Here is a 19,629-nt window from a genome sequence, read left to right as displayed (position 1 = left end):
GGGCGCGGGGAACTGCGCAACCGGCACCCACCGGCCCGCAGCCGGGGGACGGCCGTCCGCGGTTCCCCCGCCGCCCCTGCCCTACCTCCCGATCACGGAAGCGAGGGCGACGACGAGAAACATCAGCACGAGCACACCGGCCATGATCCGGTTGCGGGTTTTCGGGTCCACGGCATCGAGCCTAACCGGCATGCCCGAGTGCCCAGCGCCCGACCGCCTCGTACCGTGGCTGCTCCCCCGGCACCCCCGAGGTCGGCAGATTGCTGCGCACCAGGCAGAGCTCCCGCACGGTCCAGCTGCGGCCCGTGAACCCCGCGAGGGCGTCCAGGTAGGGCCGCACGTCCGTCGCGGTCCGGCTCCGCGCCACGGTCAGATGGGGCTTGTACCGCCGGTGCTCCCCCATCGGCACCCCCGCCTTGCGCGCCGCCGCCTCGGCCCGCTCGGCCAGCAGCCGGAGGGTGGCCAGATCCCCTTCGGCCCCGGCCCACAGCGCCTTTCCGTGCCCGAACTGGCCCCCGCCCCGTACGGCCAGGGCGAACGGCTCGGTACGGCGTGCGGCCCGCTCCAGCCGCTCCGACAGCCCGGGGACGAGGCCGTCGTCGACCTCTCCGTAGAACGCGAGGGTGAAGTGCCAGCCGGGACGGCCGGTGAAGCGCATGCCGTCGGCACCGGGCAGCCCGCGCAACTCGTCGACCACGGTGCCGAGTTCACGGCACACCTCGTCCGGGGGCAGCACGGCCGCGAAGAGTCTCATGGGTCCAGCCTGGCACCATGAGCCCATGCGGATCACCATCCGGGACGGCGGCCCCGGCGACATTCCCGCGATACTCGGCATGCTCGACAGCCGCGTGGAGTGGCTGGTCTCCCAGGGGCGCACGGGGCAGTGGGGGACGAAGCCCCTCTCCCGGAGCCCCAAGACGGTCGAGTCCGTCGGCCGGTACACGGCGGAGGGCAGCGTGTTCATGGCCGACGCCGACGGCGTCCCCGCCGGCACCCTCACCCTCACCGGCTCGGCGGGCGCCTACCTGTCCCACCTTCCGCAGCCCGGCGAGCCCGAGCGCTACCTCCACTGGCTGGCCTCCGACCGCCGCTTCAAGGGGCACGGCGTGGGCAGCGCCCTGCTGCCCCACGCCGCCGAGGAGACCCGCCGCGCTCGGAGGGTGCAGGCACGGGCCCCGCGGACCCGGGCGTGTCCCGGTCACCGTGCGTATCGTTGTACCGCGCGGCCGGCTCCATCCACTGGTGCGGCCGGTCAGGAGCGCCACGATGACCGTCCTTGACGACAGGATCGAGATGGCCGACAGCAGCGGTGAACTCACCCTCGACACGATGTTCGAGTGGGTGGAGACGATGCCGGTCCCCGAGGGCTACAAGGTCGAGATCGTCGGGGGGAACATCTTCATGGCGCCTCAGCGGGACACCCACTGGGACATCATCCTGGACATCGTCGAGCAACTGCGCACCAGGTATCCGCGCAAGCGCGTGAAGTCCGACGTCCGCGTCGACTACCCGGGCCACCTCAACGGCTTCGCCTCCGACATCACCGTGATGACCGAGGGCGCGGCCAAGAACGCCAAAGGCCTGTGGCGCTACCAGGACGTCGAGTTCGTCGCCGAGGTGATCTCCAGGAAGACCGGCGCCAACGACTACGGTCCCAAGAAGGACGCCTACGCCGCCGCCGGCGTGCCGGTGTACCTGATCGTGGATCCGTACACCGGCCGCTGGCATCTGCACACCAAGCCCAAGGACGGCGAGTACCGGGGCGAGCTGAGCCTGGACTTCGGGGACGAGATCGACCTGACCGGAACCGTGGTCGGGCTCGCCCTCCAGACCGGCGAGTTCCCCCGGGACTGACGGCGCCCTACGCCGCCGGGGCCAGCGCCTCCTGCTGCTCCCGGGGCACGAACCGCACCCGGGGATGCCCGCCGTGCCAGCCCACCGACAGGCGCAGGTTGCCGACCCGGGCCAGGATCAGGCCGATCACCGCCGCGGCGAGGGCCGCCACCGCACCGCCGGCCGCGAGGCCGGCCCGGGCGCCGTAGGTGTCGGTGATCCAGCCGACGATCGGGGCCCCGACCGGCGAGCCGCCCAGGAAGATCATCATGTACAGGGCCATGACACGGCCGCGCATCGCCGGGTCGGTGGACATCTGGATGCTGGTGTTCGTCGTGACGTTGACCGTCATGCCGAACAGGCCCAGCGGGACCATGAGCAGGGCGAACATCCACAGCGTGGGGGTCGTAGCGGCCAGGATCTCCAGCGCGCCGAAGGCCATGGCCGCCACGATCAGCAGCCGCAGCCGGGCCGTGCCCCGCCGCGCGGCGAGCAGCGCGCCCGCCACCGAGCCGACCGCCATGAGCGTGTTGAACATGCTGTACGCGCCCGCGCCCGCATGGAACACGTCGTCCGCGAAGGCCGACAGGTACACGGGGAAGTTGAAGGCGAACGTGCCGACGAAGCCGACCAGGACGATCGGCCAGATCAGCTCCGGGCGGCCGGTGACGTAGCGCACGCCTTCCCGCAGCTGGCCCTTGCCGCGCGGGGCGCGCTCCACGAGGTGCAGCTCGCGGGCGCGCATCAGCAGCAGGCCGGTGAGCGGCGCGATGAAGGACAGGCCGTTGAAGAGGAACGCGTAGCCGGTGCCGACGCCGGTGATGAGGATGCCGGCGACGGCGGGGCCGACCAGGCGGGCCGACTGGAAGTTCGCCGAGTTCAGACTGACGGCGTTCTGCAGCTGCCCGGGGCCGACCAGCTCGGAGACGAAGGACTGCCGGGCCGGGTTGTCCACGACGGTGGCGAGGCCGACCGCGAAGGCGGCGACGTACACGTGCCACACCTGGACGTGCCCGGTGAGGGTGAGGACGGCCAGGGCGATCGCCGTGAGCGCCATCGCGGACTGCGTCACGAGCAGGGTGGGCCGCTTGCGCAGCCGGTCCACGAGGACACCGCCGTAGAGGCCGAAGAGCAGCATCGGCAGGAACTGGAGGGCGGTGGTGATGCCGACGGCGGCGGAGGAGCCGGTGAGGGAGAGCACCAGCCAGTCCTGGGCGATGCGCTGCATCCAGGTGCCGATGTTGGAGACGACCTGGCCCATGAAGAACAGGCGGTAGTTCCTGACCTTCAGGGAGGAGAACATCGAGGACTTGCGCGCGGGCCGGGCGGTGGGGGCGTCGGAGGTGGGCGGGGAATCGTGGGGGTCAGGTGCGGGGGCGGAAGCTGCTCCGGGTCCCGAACTCAAATGTGTCGCCTCCTTGCAACGGCCTTCTTACAGATGCGCGAGCTTCTCCAGCACGGGGGCGGCGGCGCGGAGTTTCGCCCACTCGTCCTCGTCGAGGTTCTCCACCAGCGTGGCCAGGAACGCGTTCCGCTTGGCGCGGCTCTCCTCGAGCATGGCCTCGGCCTGCTCGGTGCGGGTGACGACCTTCTGGCGCCGGTCCTCGGGGTGCGGCTCCAGCCGGACCAGGCCCTTGGCCTCCAGCAGTGCCACGATGCGGGTCATCGACGGCGGCTGGACGTGCTCCTTGCGGGCGAGCTCGCCCGGTGTGGCACGGCCGCACAGCGACAGGGTGCCCAGCACCGACATCTCGGTGGGGCTCAGCGATTCGTCGACCCGCTGGTGCTTGAGCCGACGGGACAGCCGCATCACTGCGGATCGGAGGGAGTTCACGGCGGCTACGTCGTCGCCATGGGTGAGGTCCGGCATGTTCTTTAGCGTAACTCATTACTCTCGCTAAAGACCAGCCGGAACGCGCACCATCGCCCGTGACGCCCGCCACTGAACCGTGACATCACTCATATGGGTGACACGGCGGCAAAAGGCGCCACGCCGGACCGAGCGGTACCGCGACCCTCGTGCTCATGGGGACCAGCGTGCTCAGCCTGCGAATAGACCACGACCTGCTCGAACGGCTCAGGCGCCATGCCGCGAAAAGGGGAATGAGCGTCCAGGACCATGTCGTCCGGACGCTCATTCGAGATGACTTCGACCAGCGGTTCCAGGCCGCGGTGGAGGAGACGGAGAGGTTCTACGGGTCACCCGCCTCCGGCGACGAGGATCAGGTCAGACCCAGCGCCGGCATCAGGTAGTAGAAGGTGAACACCGCCGCCACCGCGTACATCGCCGGCGGCACCTCCCGGCCCCGTCCGGCCGCCAGCCGCAGCACCACGAAGGTGATGAAGCCCATGCCGATGCCGTTGGTGATCGAGTAGGTGAACGGCATCATCAGCATCGTCACGAAGGCCGGCACGGCGATCGTGTAGTCCGCCCAGTCGATCTCCTTCACCGACCCGGCCAGGATCAGGAAGCCGACCGCGACCAGGGCGGGGGTGGCGGCCTGGGACGGGACCATCGTGGCGACCGGCGTCAGGAACAGGGCGACGGCGAAGAGGCCGCCGGTGACGACATTCGCCAGCCCGGTCCGGGCCCCCTCGCCGACACCGGCCGTGGACTCGACGAACGCGGTCGTCGCGGAGGAGGAGCTGGCGCCGCCGGCGGCGACCGCGAGGCCGTCGACGAACAGCACCTTGTTGATGCCGGGCATCTGCCCCTCGCCGTCGGTCAGCTTCGCCTCGTCGGAGACGCCCATGATCGTGCCCATCGCGTCGAAGAAGCACGACAGCAGCACGGTGAAGACGAACAGCACGCCGGTCAGTGCGCCGACCCTGCCGAAACCGCCGAACAGGCTGACCTGCCCGATCAGCCCGAAGTCGGGGCTCGCGACCGGGTTGCCGGGCCACTTGGGCGTGGTCAGGCCCCAGCTCGGCACCTTGGCCACCGCGTTGATGATCACCGCGAGGACCGTCATGGCGACGATCGAGATCAGGATCGCGCCGGAGACCTTGCGCACGATCAGCGCCAGGGTCAGCAGCACGCCGAGCACGAAGACGAGCACCGGCCAGCCGTTCAGGTGGCCGTCGCCACCCAGCTGGAGCGGGACGGTGGTCTGCGCGGCGTCCGGGATCCGGGAGACGAAGCCCGCGTCGACCAGCCCGATCAGCATGATGAACAGGCCGATACCGATGGAGATGGCCTTGCGCAGCCCGTAGGGCACGGCGTTCATGACGCGCTCGCGCAGCCCCGTGGCGACCAGCAGCATGACCACGAACCCGGCGAGGACGACCATGCCCATCGCGTCCGGCCAGGACATGCGCGGGGCGAGCTGGAGGGCGACGACGGAGTTCACGCCGAGACCGGCGGCCAGCGCGATGGGGACGTTGCCGATGACACCCATGAGGAGGGTGGTGAGCGCGGCCGTGAGCGCCGTCGCGGTGACCAGCTGCCCGTTGTCGAGCTGGTGACCGTACATGTCCTTGGCGCTGCCGAGGATGATCGGGTTCAGCACGATGATGTAGGCCATCGCGAAGAAGGTGGCGAGTCCGCCCCGGACCTCGCGCGGCAGGGTGCTGCCCCGCTCGGAGATCCGGAAGAAGCGGTCGAGTGCGCCGTACGTGCGCCCGGCTCCCGGCTGATCAGGGGCGGGGACCTTGGCGGGAGCCGAGGAGGACATGTCTTTGGTGGTTCCTACGAAGAGAAGTGGTCAGACACAAACCGTTTCAGTATGAACATATAAAGCCCTCATCGGCCATCTCCGCGCGTAGACCCGATCTCCTCGTAAGCTGTCCCCATGGCGAAGTGGACCCCCAGACACGAGGCGCCGGAGCCCCTGGAGGGCCCCGTGGTCGCCACCATCACCGGCGGCACGATCCTGTGGTTCGTCCTCTTCCTCGTCCAGCTCCCCTTCTACGACTGGTTCGACGATCATGGCCACACCTGGTGGGTATGGACCTGCCTGGCCGGTGGCGGGCTGGGGCTGATCGGCGTCTGGTACGTCCGCAGGCGCGACGCCGCGATCAAGCGGGCGGCCGCCGCCGACCCCGCGACGACGCCCCCGGTCGGCTAGGCGCCTTCCTGCCCGCTCTCCACCGAGACACGCCCCCGCTCCCTCCCTACGCTCGTATAAGGCGGCGAAACGCTCGAGAACCGTCGGCGCGGAAACGCCGCCCGACCGGTGAGGAGCGCAGTGATGACGATGCAGAACAGCGTGGCCGAGGCCGACCGCGCCCTGAAGTCCAAGCACCGGGCGATGTGGGCCCAGGGCGACTACCCCTCCCTGGCCGCCGAGGTCATCCCCGAGCTGGGCGCGATCCTGGTCGAGGCATGCGGGGTGCGGTCCGGACAGCGGGTGCTGGACGTGGGTGCCGGCTCCGGCAACGCCGCGATCCCGGCGGCCCTGGCCGGCGCGGACGTGGTCGCCTCCGACCTGACCCCGGAACTCTTCGAGGCCGGCCGGCGGGTGGCCGAGAAGCAGGGTGCGCGGCTCGCCTGGCAGGAGGCCGACGCCGAGGCCCTGCCGTTCCACGACGCCGAGTTCGACACCGTGCTGTCCTGCGTCGGCGTCATGTTCGCCCCCCACCACCAGCAGGCCGCCGACGAACTCGTCCGGGTCTGCCGTCCGGGTGGCACCATCGGGCTGCTCAGCTGGACGCCGCAGGGCTTCATCGGCCGGATGTTCGCCGTGATGAAGCCGTACGCGCCGCCGCCCCCGCCCGGAGCCAAGCCGCCGCCGCTGTGGGGCGACGAGGACCATGTCCGCGCCCTGCTCGGCGACCGGGTCACGGACGTCCGCGCCGAGCGCCGCACGGTCCGCGTCGACCGCTTCGAGACCCCCGAGGCGTTCCGCGACTACTTCAAGGAGCGCTACGGCCCCACGATCAGCGTCTACAAGAACATCGCCGGCGAACCCGAACGCGCCGCGGCCCTCGACGCCGCCCTGGTGGACCTCGCCCGCGACGGCGGCCTGGGCACGGACCCGGGCGGGACCGCCCTGGAGTGGGAGTACCTGCTCCTCACGGCCCGCCGGGCGGGCTGACGGCGCGGCGCGGCACCGTGGTCCCACGGCGTACAACTGCCGTACGACCACGGCGCGGAGTCCGTCCACCCCAAGTCGGATCTTCACCGCATTCAGCGGGTGAAGCGGCAAAACCGCACGTACCGTCGAATGCATGACGCATCTCGACGCGGGTGCCCGCCCCGACTCCGCACGGCCGGCGACGGTCACCTCCCGCGAGACCGGCCTGACCGCTGCTCAGGTCGCCGAACGGGTGGAGCGCGGGCAGGTCAACGACGTCCCGGTGCGCAGCAGCCGGTCCACCGTCGGCATCGTCCGCGCGAACGTCTTCACCCGCTTCAACGCGATCATCGGCGTGCTGTGGCTGATCATGCTGCTGGTCGCGCCCATCCAGGACAGCCTGTTCGGATTCGTGATCCTCGCGAACACCGGCATCGGGATCGTGCAGGAGTGGCGGGCGAAGAAAACGCTGGACTCGCTCGCGCTGATCGGCGAGGTCCGGCCGACCGTGCGCCGCGACGGGGCGGCCGGGCAGGTCAGCACCTCCGAGATCGTGCTGGACGACCTGATCGAGATCGGGCCCGGGGACAAGGTCGTCGTCGACGGTGTCTGCGTCGAGGCGGACGGGCTGGAGATCGACGAGTCGCTCCTCACCGGTGAGGCCGACCCGGTCGTGAAACACCCCGGGGACCACGTCATGTCGGGCAGCTTCGTGGTGGCGGGCGGCGGGGCCTTCCAGGCGACGAAGGTCGGCCGTGAGGCCTACGCCGCCCAGCTCGCCGAGGAGGCCTCCCGCTTCACCCTCGTCCAGTCCGAGCTGCGCTCGGGGATCTCCACGATCCTCAAGTACGTCACGTGGATGATGGTCCCGACCGCGATCGGGCTGGTCGTCAGCCAGCTGGTCGTGAAGGAGAACGCCTTCGACGACTCCGTCGCCCGTACGGTCGGCGGCATCGTCCCGATGGTCCCCGAGGGCCTCGTCCTGCTCACCTCGGTCGCCTTCGCCATCGGCGTGATCCGGCTCGGCCGCAAGCAGTGCCTGGTGCAGGAGCTGCCCGCGATCGAGGGACTGGCCCGGGTCGACACGGTCTGCCTCGACAAGACCGGGACCCTCACCGAGGGCGGCATGGACGTCACCGAGCTGCGTCCCCTCCAGGGCGCCGACGAGACCTACGTACGGAAGGTGCTCGGCGCGCTCGGCGCGTCGGACCCGCGGCCGAACGCCTCCCTGAAGGCGATCATCGACGCCTACCCGGCCGTGGAGGGCTGGCGCTGCACGGAGGCCCTGCCGTTCTCCTCCGCCCGCAAGTACAGCGGCGCCGCGTTCAGCGAGGGCGACGGGCAGTCCGGCCGGTGGCTGCTGGGCGCGCCCGACGTGCTGCTGGCCGAGGGCGATCCGGCCCTGGCCGAGACCGGCCGGCTGAACGAGCAGGGCCTGAGGGTGCTGCTGCTCGCCCGCGTCGCGCGGGACCTGGACGATCCCGAGGTGGCGAGGGGCGCGAAGCCCACCGCGCTCGTCGTACTGGAGCAGCGGCTGCGGCCGGACGCCGCCGACACCCTGCGCTACTTCGCCGACCAGAACGTCCGGGCCAAGGTCATCTCCGGCGACAACGCGGTGTCGGTCGGCGCGGTCGCCGCCAAGCTCGGCCTGTCGGGCACCACCGTGGACGCGCGGCGGCTGCCCGCCGAGCGGGCGGACATGGCCGACTCCCTCGACGACGCCACGGTGTTCGGGCGGGTCACCCCGCAGCAGAAGCGGAACATGGTGGGCGCGCTGCAGTCCCGCGGGCACACGGTCGCCATGACGGGCGACGGGGTGAACGACGTCCTCGCCCTGAAGGACGCCGACATCGGCGTGGCGATGGGTTCCGGCTCGGAGGCGACCCGGGCGGTGGCGCAGATCGTGCTGCTGAACAACAGCTTCGCGACGCTGCCGTCGGTGGTCGCCGAGGGGCGCCGGGTCATCGGCAACATCACGCGGGTGGCGACGCTGTTCCTCGTCAAGACGGTCTACTCGGTGCTGCTGGCCGTGCTGGTGGTGTGCTCGCAGGTGGAGTACCCGTTCCTGCCCCGCCACCTGACCCTGCTGTCGACGCTGACCATCGGCATCCCGGCGTTCTTCCTGGCGCTCGCGCCCAACAAGGAGCGCGCGAAGCCGAACTTCGTGCGGCGGGTCATGCGGTACGCGATCCCGGGCGGGATCGTGGCGGCGGTGGCGACCTTCGCGACGTATCTGCTCGCCCGGGAGCACTACACGGGTGCGGGGGCGCTGGACGCGGAGACCAGCGCGGCGACGCTCACACTGTTCCTGGTCTCGATGTGGGTGCTGGCGATCATCGCCCGCCCGTACACGTGGTGGCGGATCGCCCTGGTCGCCTCGATGGGCGGGGCGTTCCTGGTCGTGCTGGTCGTGCCGTGGCTGCAGCACTTCTTCGCGCTGAAGCTGGTGGGGGTGACGATGCCGTGGACTGCCTTCGGCATCGCGGCGGTGGCGGCGGCCGCCCTGGAACTCCTGTGGAGGTGGGTGGACCGCCGCTTTCCCGCTTAGCGCTCGGCTCGGGCGGCGGGGCGCCTCTACTTCACGTCGACGTAGTCACCCGTGGCATTGACCGCCGGGGTGGTCGTCGTGCCGGCGAAGCTGAAGCGCCAGTAGCCGTCGTACTGGGCGGTGGCGGTGGCCTTCAGGTTGCCGTACGCGTCGGAGTACACCGTCTTGACCGTGGTGTAGGTGCTGGTGCCCGCCTTGCGGAACTGGAGCTTGACCGGCTGGTTGGTGTAGCCGTGGTAGGCGTTGTCCTCCCAGTTGGCGCGGGACAGCTTGCCGGTGGACGTGATGGTCCTGCCCTTGGAGACGGGCTCGGGGCCGGCGTTGACGGTCAGTTTGGAGTAGCGCTGCACCTTGGTGGTGCCCAGGCCGCCCTGCGTCTTCTCGGCGCCGTCGCTGGTGACGGCGAGGGCACCGGCGCCCCAGGTGCCCGCGTCGGAGTTGAACAGGTCGCCGTCGGCCGGGCGGATGCCGATGACCCCCTTGCAGTTGAGGACCGTCGCCGAGGCGGCGGTGCAGGTGGCCGGGTCGTCGCTGATCAGGACGTTGTCCGCGGTGTCCACCGAGGAGCCGTGATAGATCAGCGGGCCGGTGGCGAAGTTGTCGGAGCCGGTGTCGAGGTCCGCGGCGTGGGTCACGGTGAAGGTGACCGGCACGCTCACCACGTTGGTGGTGCCGACGACTATGTTCTTGCCGCTGTTCACCTTCACGTCGGAGAAGGTGACGTCGAGGGTCGACGCGGTGGTGCCGGCGCCCGCGGCGGCCGCGGCGGAGCTGAAGGCCTGCTTGCCGGAGGGGGCGTCGGCGGCCTGCGCGGCGGGAACGACGAGGGCGGAAAGGGCCAGGGCGCCGGCGACGGCGGCCACGGTGGCTCGCATGTGCATGTGTTTCCCCAAGGGGAGGAGTGATCTGGGAGTCTGACTGACTCGGATGATCAGATCCACGAGCCCCGGGCGGGGTTGTAGGGCATGGCCCGGCTTTTGCCGTCTCATCCGCAGCGTTTGACGCACGCGTGGCACAGGAACGCCGTGGGGACGACACCGCCGGCCCCGGCATGGCTCCGGGACCGGCGGTGTCGTAGCCGCTGGGGCGCTTTACTGCACGTCGACGAAGTCACCCGCGGCGTTGACCGCCGGGGTCGTCGTGGTGCCCGCGAAGGAGTAGCGGAAGTAGCCGTCCGTCGAGGCCGTGACGGTGGTCTTCAGGTCGCCCGTGCTGTTGGACGTGATGGTCTTGACGGTGGTGTAGGTGTCACTGCCCTTCTTGCGGAACTGCAGCTTCACCGACTGGTTGGTGTAACCGTGGTAGGCGTTGTCGTCCCAGTTGGCACGGGACAGCTTGCCGGTGACCGTGATGGTCTTGCCCTTCTTCACGGGCTCCGGCGAGGCGTTGACCGTCAGTTTGGAGGCCCGCTGGACCTTGGCCGTCTTGTAGGCCTCGCGGATCACGTAGTCGCCGTCGTTGCCGGCGGCACCGGCCCACACCTTCCAGGTACCGGCCAGGATGTTGCTGTAGATGTTCTCGTTCGGGTCGGCGATCAGCGTGACCTTGCAGGTGGCGGTGGTCGCGCTGGAGTTGGTGCAGTTGCCGACCTGCTCGTCGTCCAGGTTCTCCGGCACGATCGCCCCGTCGGCGCTCTCGCTGTCCGGGCCGTGCCACAGCATCGCGAAGGCGTCGTGGATGCCTTCCGGGTCGGTGGCCGTCACGGAGACGGTGAAGGACTTCTTGACGGTCGTGCCGACCACGATGTTCTTGCCGCCGTTGACGGTCACACCCGTGATCTTGGTGTCGCCCAGGACCTCGTCCGCCGGGGCGGCGGCGGTGAACGGCGTGGCCTTCGAGGTGGACGGGACCAGCGACGCCAGGTTCGGCGCGTGGTGGTCCGCCTGCGCGGCCGGCACAGCGAAGGCGGAAAGGGCCAGGGCGCCGGTGACGGCGGCCACGGTGGCTCGGATACGCATGCGTTCTCCAGGTGGAGAGGGACCCCGGCGCTCGTCGTCGGCTCTCGGGGCCCAAGTGATCGTGGAGTCTGTTGACTCACGTGATCAGATAGCTCAGTGATGCGCATGGTTGTACGGCAGGTGAAAAATTTGTGCGGGAGTTTTCACCAAGTGCCGTACGCCGCCACAGCGGTGCGCCGCACCGGCCGTACGTCACCACCGGCTCAGTCGAACCACCGGTCCCGGGCCAGTTCGTCCGTGCGGGACGGGTCCTCCAGCAGGGCCGCCACCTCGAAGCGCCGCGGCCACTGTCCCGCCGCCCAGGCGAGACCCGCGGCGACGCCCTCCAGGGTGGCGGCGTGCAGGACACCGTCGTCGGTGAGCCGCCAGTCGATCTCCACGCCGTCGACGACGAGTTCCTCGTGCTCGACGTAGGAGGACGGGGTCAGCCGGCCGAGCAGCACCCGCACCGGCTCCGGCACGTCGTGCTCGGTGCCCTCGGAGGTGACCTCCCCGGTGACCGACTCGCTCAGCCGCCGCACCTGGAACAGCTCGGCCAAGCCGGCGGCGCGTGACGGGCGTACGGGAAGCAGCGGGACGCCCTCGGTGAACGGCAGCAGGTCGGGCGAGTCGCACACCACGGCGTCGGCCGCGTCCACGACCTCCACCCGGCCGTCGACGACGGCCCGCAGGTCGTCCGGCAGGGTCACCTGCTCGGGGTCCAGATCGGCCAACGCCCCGTACAGGGCGTGCAGCTGAGCGCCCGTCACCTCCCGCTCGGGGTCGGCGAGCCGGTCGAGCAGCTCGGCGGCGCCGCCGGGCTCGTCCAGCAACGCGGCGACGGACGTCCGCACGCCCAGCGCCCGCAGCACCTGCTCGTCCTCGAAGCCGGTCGCGTCGGCCTCGTCGTAGAGCCCGCGCAGCAGCGGGTCGCCGCCGGCAGCCCTGAGGCCGGCCGGGCGGCGGCCGTCGAGCACCGGGTTCCCGCGCAGCCACCAGGCGGTGTACGGGCGGACGGCCTCGTGCGTCCCGTCCGGCAGCAGGATCCGCACGGGCTGCACGATCGCGTCCCTGAGCGGCGGCCGGGACAGCAGCGCCAGCGCCTGCGCCCACTTGTCCTCGTCGACGAGGTCCAGGTCCCGTACCGCGACGATCTCGGTGGCGACCGGCGGGACCGGGCTGTCCGGGAAGCGGTCGAGGACGTCCTCGCACCAGACGTCGACGGCGTCCAGCAGGCCCGCGTCGTCGGGTTCGGCGAAGTCGCCCTCGCGGGGATCGAGTTCGTCCGGGTCGAGGACGACGTCGGTGGCGCGGACGATCGCGAAGTCCACCAGGACCCCGCAGGCGGCGAGCGGCTGCTCGCCCCACTTCCCGGCCAGTTCCGCGTCCACCGCGGCGAGTTCGCCCTCGCGCATGACCTGGGCGAAGGGCCCGCCGGGGAAGACGAGTTCGCACGCCGGGGCCGGTTCGCCGTCCTCGTCGGGCAGGGCGAGCGCGCCGAGCCAGGGCTCGTCCCCGGGCTCCAGGCCGGCGTCCCGCACCAGCGCGAGCACGGTGTCGGCCAGTTCATCGGCGTCGAGGGAGTCCTCCTCCCAGTTCACGCCGCCCTCGTCGTCCAGGGACGCGGCGACGGCGACCCGGACCTGCGGGGTGGTGAGGATCGCCCGGGGTGTCGCGGGCAGGGCGCCGAGCTTCTCCAGGATCGGGTGGGCGGCATCGGGGTGGGCGACCTTGAGGCCGAGCCGGGCCAGCACCTCGGGGTCGATCCGGGCGGCTTCCGCGCCCGGCAGCAGGATCTGCCGGGGCCCGATGGCCGTACGGCCGTCGGCGAGCGGCACCGGGAGCCCCGACAGGCGGTCCGGGTCGATCCCGGCCAGGCTGTCGTAGAGCCGCCGCCACCAGCCGGGTTCCTTCTCCAAGCCGGCCAGCCGGTCGATCGCCTCGGTCAGCGGGACGCGGGCGACACCCAGGGTCCGCAGCTCGGCGCGGCGCTCCAGTCCGGCGGGCAGCAGGGTGGGGAGCACCTCGGCGAGCACCCGCACGGTGTCCGCGCCCGCGCCCTCGACGACCTCGGCGTCCCGCGGCCGCAGGGTCTGCGGCAGCTCGTCGTCCTCGCGGGGCGGGAGCGCGGGCGGCAGGAAGGAGGTCCGCGGCAGCCGCTGGAGGATCGCCTGGCGCAGGGCGCCGTCCAGTTCGCCCTTGCCGAGCGGGCCCGGCACGAGGTCGATGATCCCGCCGGTCACCGGCCGCCAGTCACCGAGGAGTTCGGCGTAGGCGTCGGCGGCGCGCTGGACGAGGAAGTCGGTCAGCGGGCCGGGGGCGGCGTGCCGGCGGGTGGAGTCCAGCGGGAACGAGGCGATGAGCAGGGCCGGGACGCCGAGCGGTTCGTCGCTCGGGGTGGGCGCGTGCACGACCGCGTTGGTGCGGGGCCGGGCCGGGCTGCCGTCGCTGTCCACGGGCACGGCCCAGGTCACGGACCAGTGGGGCCGCAGCCGCTCCTCGACGGGCCGGTCGGCGAGCAGGTCGGGGGTGAGGGGGCCGTGGGCGGCGGCGGTGCGCCAGTGGGTGACGCCGTGGGCGGAGTCGTCGACGACGGTGAAGGGCCCGTCGGTGCGGCGGGTGAGGGTCCGCGGGCTCTCCCCGTTGATCTCGACGACCAGCTCTTGGAGTCCGGGCAGGGTGAGCAGCAGGGCGTCGTCGACGGCCCGCAGGAGGCGCTCGGCGAGATCGGCGGCGGCCGCGTCCCGCAGCGGCAGGATGACGGCGGTGTCGTAGGGGGCCGGTGCGGTGCCCTCGGCGGCGTACGGCAGCCGCAGCAGGGGGACGTGGCCGTCGCGCCGCCGGACCTCGTCGCCGAGGCCGGGGCTGTGCCGGGCGGTCTCGGCGGCCAGGGCCCTGGCCTCGGCCAGCGACCACCGCACACCGCCGTGCCTGCCGACGACGGCGGGTTCGTCGGTGACGGAGAGCACGGCGGCGAAGCCGACCCCGAACCGCCCCACGGAGGACGTGTCGGTGTTCCGCTTGGCCGACGCCCGCAGTGTGGACAGCGACTCGACGCCGGCCGCGTCCAGCGGGGCGCCGGTGTTGGCGGCGACGAGCACGTCGTCGCGCAGGGTGAGCCGCAGCCGGCCCGGTACTCCGGCCCGGGCGGCCGCGTCGGCGGCGTTCTGGGCGAGTTCCACGACGAGCCGGTCCCGGTAGCCGCCGAGGACCAGGTCCTCCTCGGCGTTGGCGTCCTCACGGAACCGGGCGGGGCTGGTGGCCCAGGCGTCGAGGACACCGCGCCGCAGACGGGCGGTACCGAACGGATCGGCCCCCTCGGCGGCGGGCCGCACGAACTTGCTGCTCACGTTCCGTTCCTTCTCCTCGTGGACGTGAGGAGAAGGTACCGCTTGAGGAGCGGACGGCGTGCGCCCGCCCGGCGCGGGCCCGGGGCGGGCGGTGAGGCGGAGGGGGCGTGGGGGCCTGCCGCTACGAGTGCCCCAGTTCCTCCGTGTCCACGTCGGCGGTCGGGGTCACCGAGCCGGAGTCGGGGGCGGGGCGCAGCGGGAACGGGTCGACGCGGGTCTCGTCGATGACCGGGGCGGGCGGCTGGGGCGGCCGGGGCATCACGGCGGCCTCGGAGTGGCCGCCGCAGCCGTAGGCGAGGGAGACCAGGCGGCCGTCGGCCGGGGAGAACTCGTTGGCGCAGGCGCCGAAGGCCTGGCCGAGGGAGCCGCCGATGGGGACGAGGAAGCCGCAGCTGACGCAGGCCGCAGGGGCCGACTGGGCCATGGGGGTCTTCGGGCCGAACGCCTCCTCCCAGCGGTCGGCCGCGCTGTGCAGGCCGTAGCGGGACAGGACGCGGGCCCGGCGCATGCCCAGTTCCTCGGCGACCGCCGGGATCGAACCGCGGGAGGGGGCCACCGTGAAGCCGGTCGCGGAGCCGGTGGTGAGGTCCGCGTCCTCCGCCTCGACCAGGTCGGCCATCTCGTGTGACACGGGCACCTTCGGCGCCGACTCGTCCTCGCCCGAGTAGCCCGGTTCCAGCCGCAGGTCCTCGGCGTCGGTGGGCAGCAGGTCGCCCGGCCCCATGTCGCCCGGGCGCAGCCGCTCGCTCCACGGCACCCACTCGGGCGCCAGCACGGCGTCCGGGCCGGGCAGCAGCGCCGCCTCGTCCACCGTGACGATCTTCGCCCGGGAGGCCCGGGCCACCGTCACGGCCCAGCGCCAGCCCCGGTAGCCGAGCTCCCGGCATTCGAAGAAGTGCGTGACAACGCGGTCCCCCTCCGAGACCAGCCCCACGTGTTCCCCGACGATTCCGGGCGCGGCGGCCTCCTCGGCTGCGGCGCGTGCGAGGTCGACGGCCTCGGCGCACAGACGGTCAGGGGTGCGGCTTCGCGTTGTCGCTGCGCTCACAGGTATCGCTTCTCTCCATACGCCGTCTCACGGGTGCGCCACTCCCGGCACAGGGGCGGACGGAGCGGACCGGGGGACCGCGTCGACGTCCTTCATCCATTTTGCGGGATGGCTGAGATACGCACGCTACCCTTCCGCCCCACTTCGCGTACACCGACGGTCCTATTGCGCCGCCCACCGGGCCCGCGGGCCGCCGCCCAGGGGATCACCCCACAGGCCCTATACAAGCGGTAATGGCACTACCCACGGCCTTATCGGGGCACTATGACGTCGTGGCAGCCGCGAAGACACCCCCGGGCGCCACCGGGACCGGTGGGTCGAAAGGGGTCAAGGGAGGCATCCGACCGGGCGGACCGGGCCGTGTGGGCGGCTCCCTCCGCAAGGTCGGCCGTGCCCTGCACTTCCCGGTGACCGGCACGGCCCGCGGCATCCGCAAGGCGACTCACGCGCACGGCGCGGGTGAGTCCGGCCTCGGCAAGCTGATCGAACTGCACGGGGTGAACGGCGCCGGGGACGTCATGATCACCGTCGCCCTCGCCTCCACCGTCTTCTTCTCGGTGCCCACCGACGAGGCGCGCGGGCGCGTCGCGCTCTACCTCGCCATCACCATGGCGCCCTTCACCCTCCTCGCTCCGGTCATCGGCCCTCTCCTGGACCGCCTCCCGCACGGCCGCCGCGCCGCCATGGCCGGTGCGATGCTGGCCCGGGCGCTGCTCGCGCTCGTCCTGTCCGGCGCGGTCGTCAGCGGCGGGCTGGAGCTGTACCCGGCCGCGCTCGGTGTCCTCGTCTCGTCGAAGGCGTACGGCGTGGTGAGAAGCGCCGTCGTGCCCCGGCTGCTGCCCCCGCGCTTCTCCCTGGTGAAGGCCAACTCGCGGGTCACCCTCGGCGGCCTCCTCGCCACCGGCATCGCCGCGCCCGTCGGCGCCGGACTCCAGCAGATCGGCCCGCGCTGGCCCCTGTACGGCGCCTTCGTGCTCTTCGTGACGGGGACGGTCCTGTCGTTCACACTGCCGCCGAAGGTCGACTCCGCCAAGGGCGAGGACCGTGCCCTGCTGGCGGCGGACGAACAGCACCTGCACGGGCCGCACCGGCGGCCCGTCAAGCGCCCCGGGCTGCGCACGGTCGGCCCGGCCGTCACGCACGCCCTGGCCGCCAACGCCGCCATCCGCTGTCTGACCGGGTTCCTGATCTTCTTCCTGGCGTTCCTGCTGCGCGAGCACCCGGTCTCCGGGCAGAGCGCCGCCGTGTCCCTGGGGATCGTGGGCGTGTCGGCGGGCGTGGGCAACGCGCTCGGTACGGCCGTCGGGGCGTGGCTGCGGTCCCGGGCGCCGGAGATCATCATCGTGACGGTCGTGGCGTGCGTGGCGGGCGCGGCGATCACGGCCGCGGTGTTCTTCGGCGCGGTCATGGTGGCCGGTCTGGCGGCGATCGCCGGGTTCGCGCAGGCCCTGGCGAAGCTGTCGCTGGACGCGCTGATCCAGCGGGACGTGCCGGAACTCGTCCGTACGTCGGCCTTCGCCCGCTCCGAGACCCTGTTGCAGATGTCCTGGGTGCTGGGCGGCGCGATCGGTATCGTGATGCCGCTCAACGGCACGGCCGGGCTGGCGGTGGGCGCCGCGATCGTCGGCATCGGGTGGCTGACGACCGTACGGGGGCTGATCGACTCGGCCCGGCGTGGCGGCCCGGGCCGGGCGCGTGTGGCGTAGGGCCCGTTCGGCGCCCTTCCGATGGATCTCCCGGGGAGCCGTACCCCGCGTGGGCGGTCCGCCGCCCGGGCCCGATAGCCTTCGCCCATGAACACGTTGCAATCCGTTGTGCGACGCCGCCGCGCCGTCGCCGTCGCCGGCGTCGTATCCGCCGGACTGCTCGTCCTGTCGGCCTGTGACAAGCCGACGCCGATGGCCACGGTCACCGTGGGCAGCGACTCGGTGAACTCCGAGGCCACCTGCGGCGGCGAGGGCGACGCCCTGAAGCCGTCCGATCTCGCCGGGTGCCTGAAGGACAAGGGCATCAAGAGCATCTCCGTCGACCCCGACGAGACGGTGCGCTTCGGGGTGGACCCCGAGATCGCCGACGAGGGCTGGACGATCCTGATGAACGGTCAGCCGCTGACCGACTCCAGCACGAAGACCTACCGCACGATTCCGGGCAGCGTGTTCTTCAACGCCCAGTACGGCGCGCAGGGCAACTCGACGCTGGTGTCCATCAAGGAGGGCGACAAGGACCCGTCCGGGCTCTGGAACTTCAAGCTGAAGAAGGACGCCTGATCGCTGCCGCTGGGCTTGGCCGGGTTCTCGTGGCCGCCGCTGTTCCTGTGGAGAGGGACGCGGTGGCCGGGGGTCTGCCCCCGGGGCCCGATGAAGCGGTGCTCGGCGCTGCCGGCCGTGCCCACCCTCTCCCGGGCTCTCGGCTTCGCTCGAGCAGCGGGGACCCCCGTCACCCCGGCGGAACGACTGCCCACGGCAGGATCGATGTGATCGCCGCAGGCGTGGGGCCCGCGCTTGCCGCTGCCTCCGTCGCGTCGGCTCTCACCGCCGCCGCTCTGGAGGGTGAGCCCTACGGTCTCGTCGTGTCCGCCGGGATCGGCGGCGGGTTCCAGCCCGGGGCGCCCGTGGGGTCGCTGGTCGTCGCCGACGGGATCGTCGCCGCTGATCTGGGAGCCGAGACCGCGGACGGGTTCGTTCCGGTCACCGAGCTCGGGTTCGGGACCGTGCGGCACGAGCCGCCGGCGGATCTCGTGCGGCGGGTCGCCGAGGCCACCGGAGCCCGCACCGGGGCCGTGCTCACCGTGTCGACCGTGACCGGGACGGCCGCCCGGGCCGCCGCGCTGCGAGAGCGGCACCCCACCGCCCTCGCCGAGGCCATGGAGGGCTTCGGCGTCGCCGAGGCCGCCGCAGCGCACGGCGTGCCCGTGCTGGAGATCCGGGCGATCTCCAATCCCGTGGGGCCGCGTGACCGCGCCGCGTGGCGCATCGCCGACGCCCTGGCAGCCTTGACCGAGGGGTTCGGGAAGCTCACGCCCGTACTGGAGGGTTGGAACCGGCATGACCGCTGAGCAGCTGCAGATCGCCTACTCGCCCTGCCCGAACGACACGTTCGTCTTCGACGCGCTGGCCCACGACCGGGTCCCGGGCGCGCCCGCCCTCGACGTGACGTTCGCCGACATCGACATCACCAACGGCATGGCCGAGCGCGGCGAGTTCGACGTGCTGAAGGTGTCGTACGCCGTACTGCCCTACGTCCTCGACGACTACGCGCTGCTGCCGTGCGGGGGCGCCCTGGGGCGGGGCTGCGGGCCGCTGGTGCTGACGCGGGAGGCCGATGTCGACCTGGCCGGCCGTACCGTCGCCGTGCCCAGTGAGAAGTCCACCGCCTACCTGCTGTTCCGGCTGTGGGCCGCGGACACCCTGGACGGCGGGGTCGGCGAGATCGTCGTCATGCCGTTCCACGAGATCATGCCGGCCGTACGGGACGGGAAGGTCGACGCGGGGCTCGTGATCCACGAGGCGCGCTTCACCTACGGCGCGTACGGGCTGCACAAGCTCGCCGACATGGGCGAGCACTGGGAGCACACCACCGGGCTGCCGATCCCGCTGGGCGCGATCATCGCCAAGCGGTCGCTGGGCGAGCAGAAGCTGCGGCTGCTGGCCGACGCGATCCGCACGTCCGTACGCGCCGCCTGGGACGACCCCGAGGCGTCCCGGCCGTACGTCATGGAGCACGCCCAGGAGATGGACCCGGCCGTCGCCGACCAGCACATCGGCCTGTACGTCAACGAGTTCACCGCGGGACTCGGCGAGGACGGCTACGCGGCCGTGCGCGGGCTGCTGACGCGCGCGGCGGCCGAGGGACTCGTACCGCCCCTCGGCCCTGACGCGCTGCGTTTTCCCTGACCTGC

Annotated in this window: 18 protein-coding genes; 10 read left to right on the top strand and 8 right to left on the bottom strand. The window is 72.0% G+C overall.

Translation table 11 applies throughout. The annotated features are described in order from the left end of the window. Positions 1-181: 181 nt before the first annotated feature. The gene (gene thpR, locus AB0937_RS10705; protein WP_366710898.1) at positions 182-754 is read right to left on the bottom strand and encodes an RNA 2',3'-cyclic phosphodiesterase; all 573 of its coding nucleotides are present in this window, start codon (positions 752-754) and stop codon (positions 182-184) included. Positions 755-779: 25 nt separating this feature from the next. Between thpR and AB0937_RS10700 the strand changes: the two genes are divergently transcribed. Then, positions 780-1,280: a GNAT family N-acetyltransferase gene (locus AB0937_RS10700; protein WP_366710897.1), complete on the top strand. Its 501-nt coding sequence runs from the start codon at positions 780-782 to the stop codon at positions 1,278-1,280. After that, a complete protein-coding gene (locus tag AB0937_RS10695; protein ID WP_366710895.1) occupies positions 1,267-1,854 on the top strand; it encodes a Uma2 family endonuclease in 588 nt (195 codons plus the stop codon). Before AB0937_RS10700 ends, AB0937_RS10695 begins: the two co-directional genes overlap by 14 nt. Positions 1,855-1,861: 7 nt before the next feature. On the opposite strand, the gene AB0937_RS10690 is transcribed toward AB0937_RS10695, so the two are convergent. Both AB0937_RS10690 and AB0937_RS10685 read right to left on the bottom strand, forming a co-directional pair. Then, entirely contained in the window at positions 1,862-3,238 is a 1,377-nt protein-coding gene (locus tag AB0937_RS10690) for an MFS transporter (RefSeq protein WP_366710894.1), read from the bottom strand. A gap of 27 nt (positions 3,239-3,265) precedes the next feature. Beyond that, the gene (locus AB0937_RS10685) at positions 3,266-3,703 is read right to left on the bottom strand and encodes a MarR family transcriptional regulator (protein WP_031135926.1); all 438 of its coding nucleotides are present in this window, start codon (positions 3,701-3,703) and stop codon (positions 3,266-3,268) included. Positions 3,704-3,858: 155 nt separating this feature from the next. Here AB0937_RS10685 and AB0937_RS10680 point away from each other — a divergent pair, with 155 nt between their 5' ends. After that, complete coding sequence (locus AB0937_RS10680; protein WP_366710893.1) at positions 3,859-4,086, top strand: ribbon-helix-helix protein, CopG family; 228 nt, start codon at positions 3,859-3,861, stop codon at positions 4,084-4,086. Here the strand turns inward: AB0937_RS10680 and AB0937_RS10675 are convergent. Continuing rightward, positions 4,056-5,507: an NCS2 family permease gene (locus tag AB0937_RS10675; protein ID WP_366710892.1), complete on the bottom strand. Its 1,452-nt coding sequence runs from the start codon at positions 5,505-5,507 to the stop codon at positions 4,056-4,058. The two genes, AB0937_RS10680 and AB0937_RS10675, sit on opposite strands and share 31 nt — an antisense overlap. 117 nt (positions 5,508-5,624) lie before the next feature. On the opposite strand from AB0937_RS10675, the gene AB0937_RS10670 reads away from it, so the two are divergent. The 3 genes from AB0937_RS10670 to AB0937_RS10660 all read left to right on the top strand — a co-directional run bounded on the left by AB0937_RS10670 (position 5,625) and on the right by AB0937_RS10660 (position 9,396). Continuing rightward, positions 5,625-5,900 carry a DUF2530 domain-containing protein gene (locus AB0937_RS10670; protein ID WP_366710891.1) on the top strand — a complete coding sequence of 92 codons (276 nt, stop codon included), beginning with the start codon at positions 5,625-5,627 and terminating at the stop codon, positions 5,898-5,900. A 123-nt stretch (positions 5,901-6,023) separates the two neighbouring features. Then, the gene (locus AB0937_RS10665; RefSeq protein WP_366710890.1) at positions 6,024-6,869 is read left to right on the top strand and encodes a class I SAM-dependent methyltransferase; all 846 of its coding nucleotides are present in this window, start codon (positions 6,024-6,026) and stop codon (positions 6,867-6,869) included. Positions 6,870-7,002: 133 nt separating this feature from the next. Then, entirely contained in the window at positions 7,003-9,396 is a 2,394-nt protein-coding gene (locus AB0937_RS10660) for an HAD-IC family P-type ATPase (protein ID WP_366710889.1), read from the top strand. 26 nt (positions 9,397-9,422) lie between these two features. On the opposite strand, the gene AB0937_RS10655 is transcribed toward AB0937_RS10660, so the two are convergent. From AB0937_RS10655 to AB0937_RS10640, 4 genes are all read right to left on the bottom strand, one after another. Continuing rightward, positions 9,423-10,277 carry a hypothetical protein gene (locus AB0937_RS10655; protein ID WP_366710887.1) on the bottom strand — a complete coding sequence of 285 codons (855 nt, stop codon included), beginning with the start codon at positions 10,275-10,277 and terminating at the stop codon, positions 9,423-9,425. A gap of 210 nt (positions 10,278-10,487) precedes the next feature. Next, on the bottom strand, positions 10,488-11,354 hold the full coding sequence (locus tag AB0937_RS10650; protein WP_366710885.1) for a DUF5707 domain-containing protein: 867 nt from the start codon (positions 11,352-11,354) through the stop codon (positions 10,488-10,490). 203 nt (positions 11,355-11,557) lie between these two features. Then, positions 11,558-14,683, bottom strand: coding sequence for a molecular chaperone Hsp90 (locus AB0937_RS10645; RefSeq protein WP_366710884.1), 3,126 nt, complete (start codon positions 14,681-14,683; stop codon positions 11,558-11,560). Positions 14,684-14,804: 121 nt separating this feature from the next. Next, positions 14,805-15,731, bottom strand: a complete 927-nt coding sequence (locus AB0937_RS10640) for a DUF3027 domain-containing protein (protein WP_366710882.1) — start codon at positions 15,729-15,731, stop codon at positions 14,805-14,807. A 272-nt stretch (positions 15,732-16,003) separates the two neighbouring features. On the opposite strand from AB0937_RS10640, the gene AB0937_RS10635 reads away from it, so the two are divergent. The 4 genes from AB0937_RS10635 (at position 16,004) to AB0937_RS10620 (ending at position 19,624) form a co-directional block, all read left to right on the top strand. Beyond that, on the top strand, positions 16,004-17,437 hold the full coding sequence (locus tag AB0937_RS10635) for an MFS transporter (RefSeq protein ID WP_366710881.1): 1,434 nt from the start codon (positions 16,004-16,006) through the stop codon (positions 17,435-17,437). 87 nt (positions 17,438-17,524) lie between these two features. Further along, entirely contained in the window at positions 17,525-17,998 is a 474-nt protein-coding gene (locus AB0937_RS10630; RefSeq protein WP_170320984.1) for a DUF2771 domain-containing protein, read from the top strand. Next, positions 17,968-18,786 (top strand): futalosine hydrolase, encoded by an 819-nt coding sequence (locus AB0937_RS10625; protein ID WP_366711099.1) that lies wholly within the window; start codon positions 17,968-17,970, stop codon positions 18,784-18,786. Before AB0937_RS10630 ends, AB0937_RS10625 begins: the two co-directional genes overlap by 31 nt. Further along, complete coding sequence (locus AB0937_RS10620) at positions 18,776-19,624, top strand: 1,4-dihydroxy-6-naphthoate synthase (protein ID WP_366710879.1); 849 nt, start codon at positions 18,776-18,778, stop codon at positions 19,622-19,624. The genes AB0937_RS10625 and AB0937_RS10620 overlap by 11 nt, the downstream gene beginning before the upstream one ends. The last annotated feature ends 5 nt before the right edge of the window (positions 19,625-19,629 follow it).

Source organism: Streptomyces sp. NPDC047880 (assembly GCF_040706515.1).
Lineage (GTDB): Bacteria > Actinomycetota > Actinomycetes > Streptomycetales > Streptomycetaceae > Streptomyces.
This window is presented reverse-complemented; position numbering and strand designations above follow the sequence as displayed.

What these genes read in the sequence shown, in the direction of transcription:
- AB0937_RS10685 (WP_031135926.1), bottom strand. Translation starts at nt 3,703, where the DNA reads ATGCCGGACCTCACCCATGGCGACGACGTAGCCGCCGTGAACTCCCTC.
- AB0937_RS10620 (WP_366710879.1), top strand. Translation starts at nt 18,776, where the DNA reads ATGACCGCTGAGCAGCTGCAGATCGCCTACTCGCCCTGCCCGAACGAC.
- AB0937_RS10700 (WP_366710897.1), top strand. Translation starts at nt 780, where the DNA reads ATGCGGATCACCATCCGGGACGGCGGCCCCGGCGACATTCCCGCGATA.
- AB0937_RS10670 (WP_366710891.1), top strand. Translation starts at nt 5,625, where the DNA reads ATGGCGAAGTGGACCCCCAGACACGAGGCGCCGGAGCCCCTGGAGGGC.
- AB0937_RS10675 (WP_366710892.1), bottom strand. Translation starts at nt 5,507, where the DNA reads ATGTCCTCCTCGGCTCCCGCCAAGGTCCCCGCCCCTGATCAGCCGGGA.
- AB0937_RS10665 (WP_366710890.1), top strand. Translation starts at nt 6,024, where the DNA reads ATGACGATGCAGAACAGCGTGGCCGAGGCCGACCGCGCCCTGAAGTCC.
- thpR (WP_366710898.1), bottom strand. Translation starts at nt 754, where the DNA reads ATGAGACTCTTCGCGGCCGTGCTGCCCCCGGACGAGGTGTGCCGTGAA.
- AB0937_RS10695 (WP_366710895.1), top strand. Translation starts at nt 1,267, where the DNA reads ATGACCGTCCTTGACGACAGGATCGAGATGGCCGACAGCAGCGGTGAA.
- AB0937_RS10680 (WP_366710893.1), top strand. Translation starts at nt 3,859, where the DNA reads ATGGGGACCAGCGTGCTCAGCCTGCGAATAGACCACGACCTGCTCGAA.
- AB0937_RS10660 (WP_366710889.1), top strand. Translation starts at nt 7,003, where the DNA reads ATGACGCATCTCGACGCGGGTGCCCGCCCCGACTCCGCACGGCCGGCG.
- AB0937_RS10650 (WP_366710885.1), bottom strand. Translation starts at nt 11,354, where the DNA reads ATGCGTATCCGAGCCACCGTGGCCGCCGTCACCGGCGCCCTGGCCCTT.
- AB0937_RS10655 (WP_366710887.1), bottom strand. Translation starts at nt 10,277, where the DNA reads ATGCACATGCGAGCCACCGTGGCCGCCGTCGCCGGCGCCCTGGCCCTT.
- AB0937_RS10630 (WP_170320984.1), top strand. Translation starts at nt 17,525, where the DNA reads ATGAACACGTTGCAATCCGTTGTGCGACGCCGCCGCGCCGTCGCCGTC.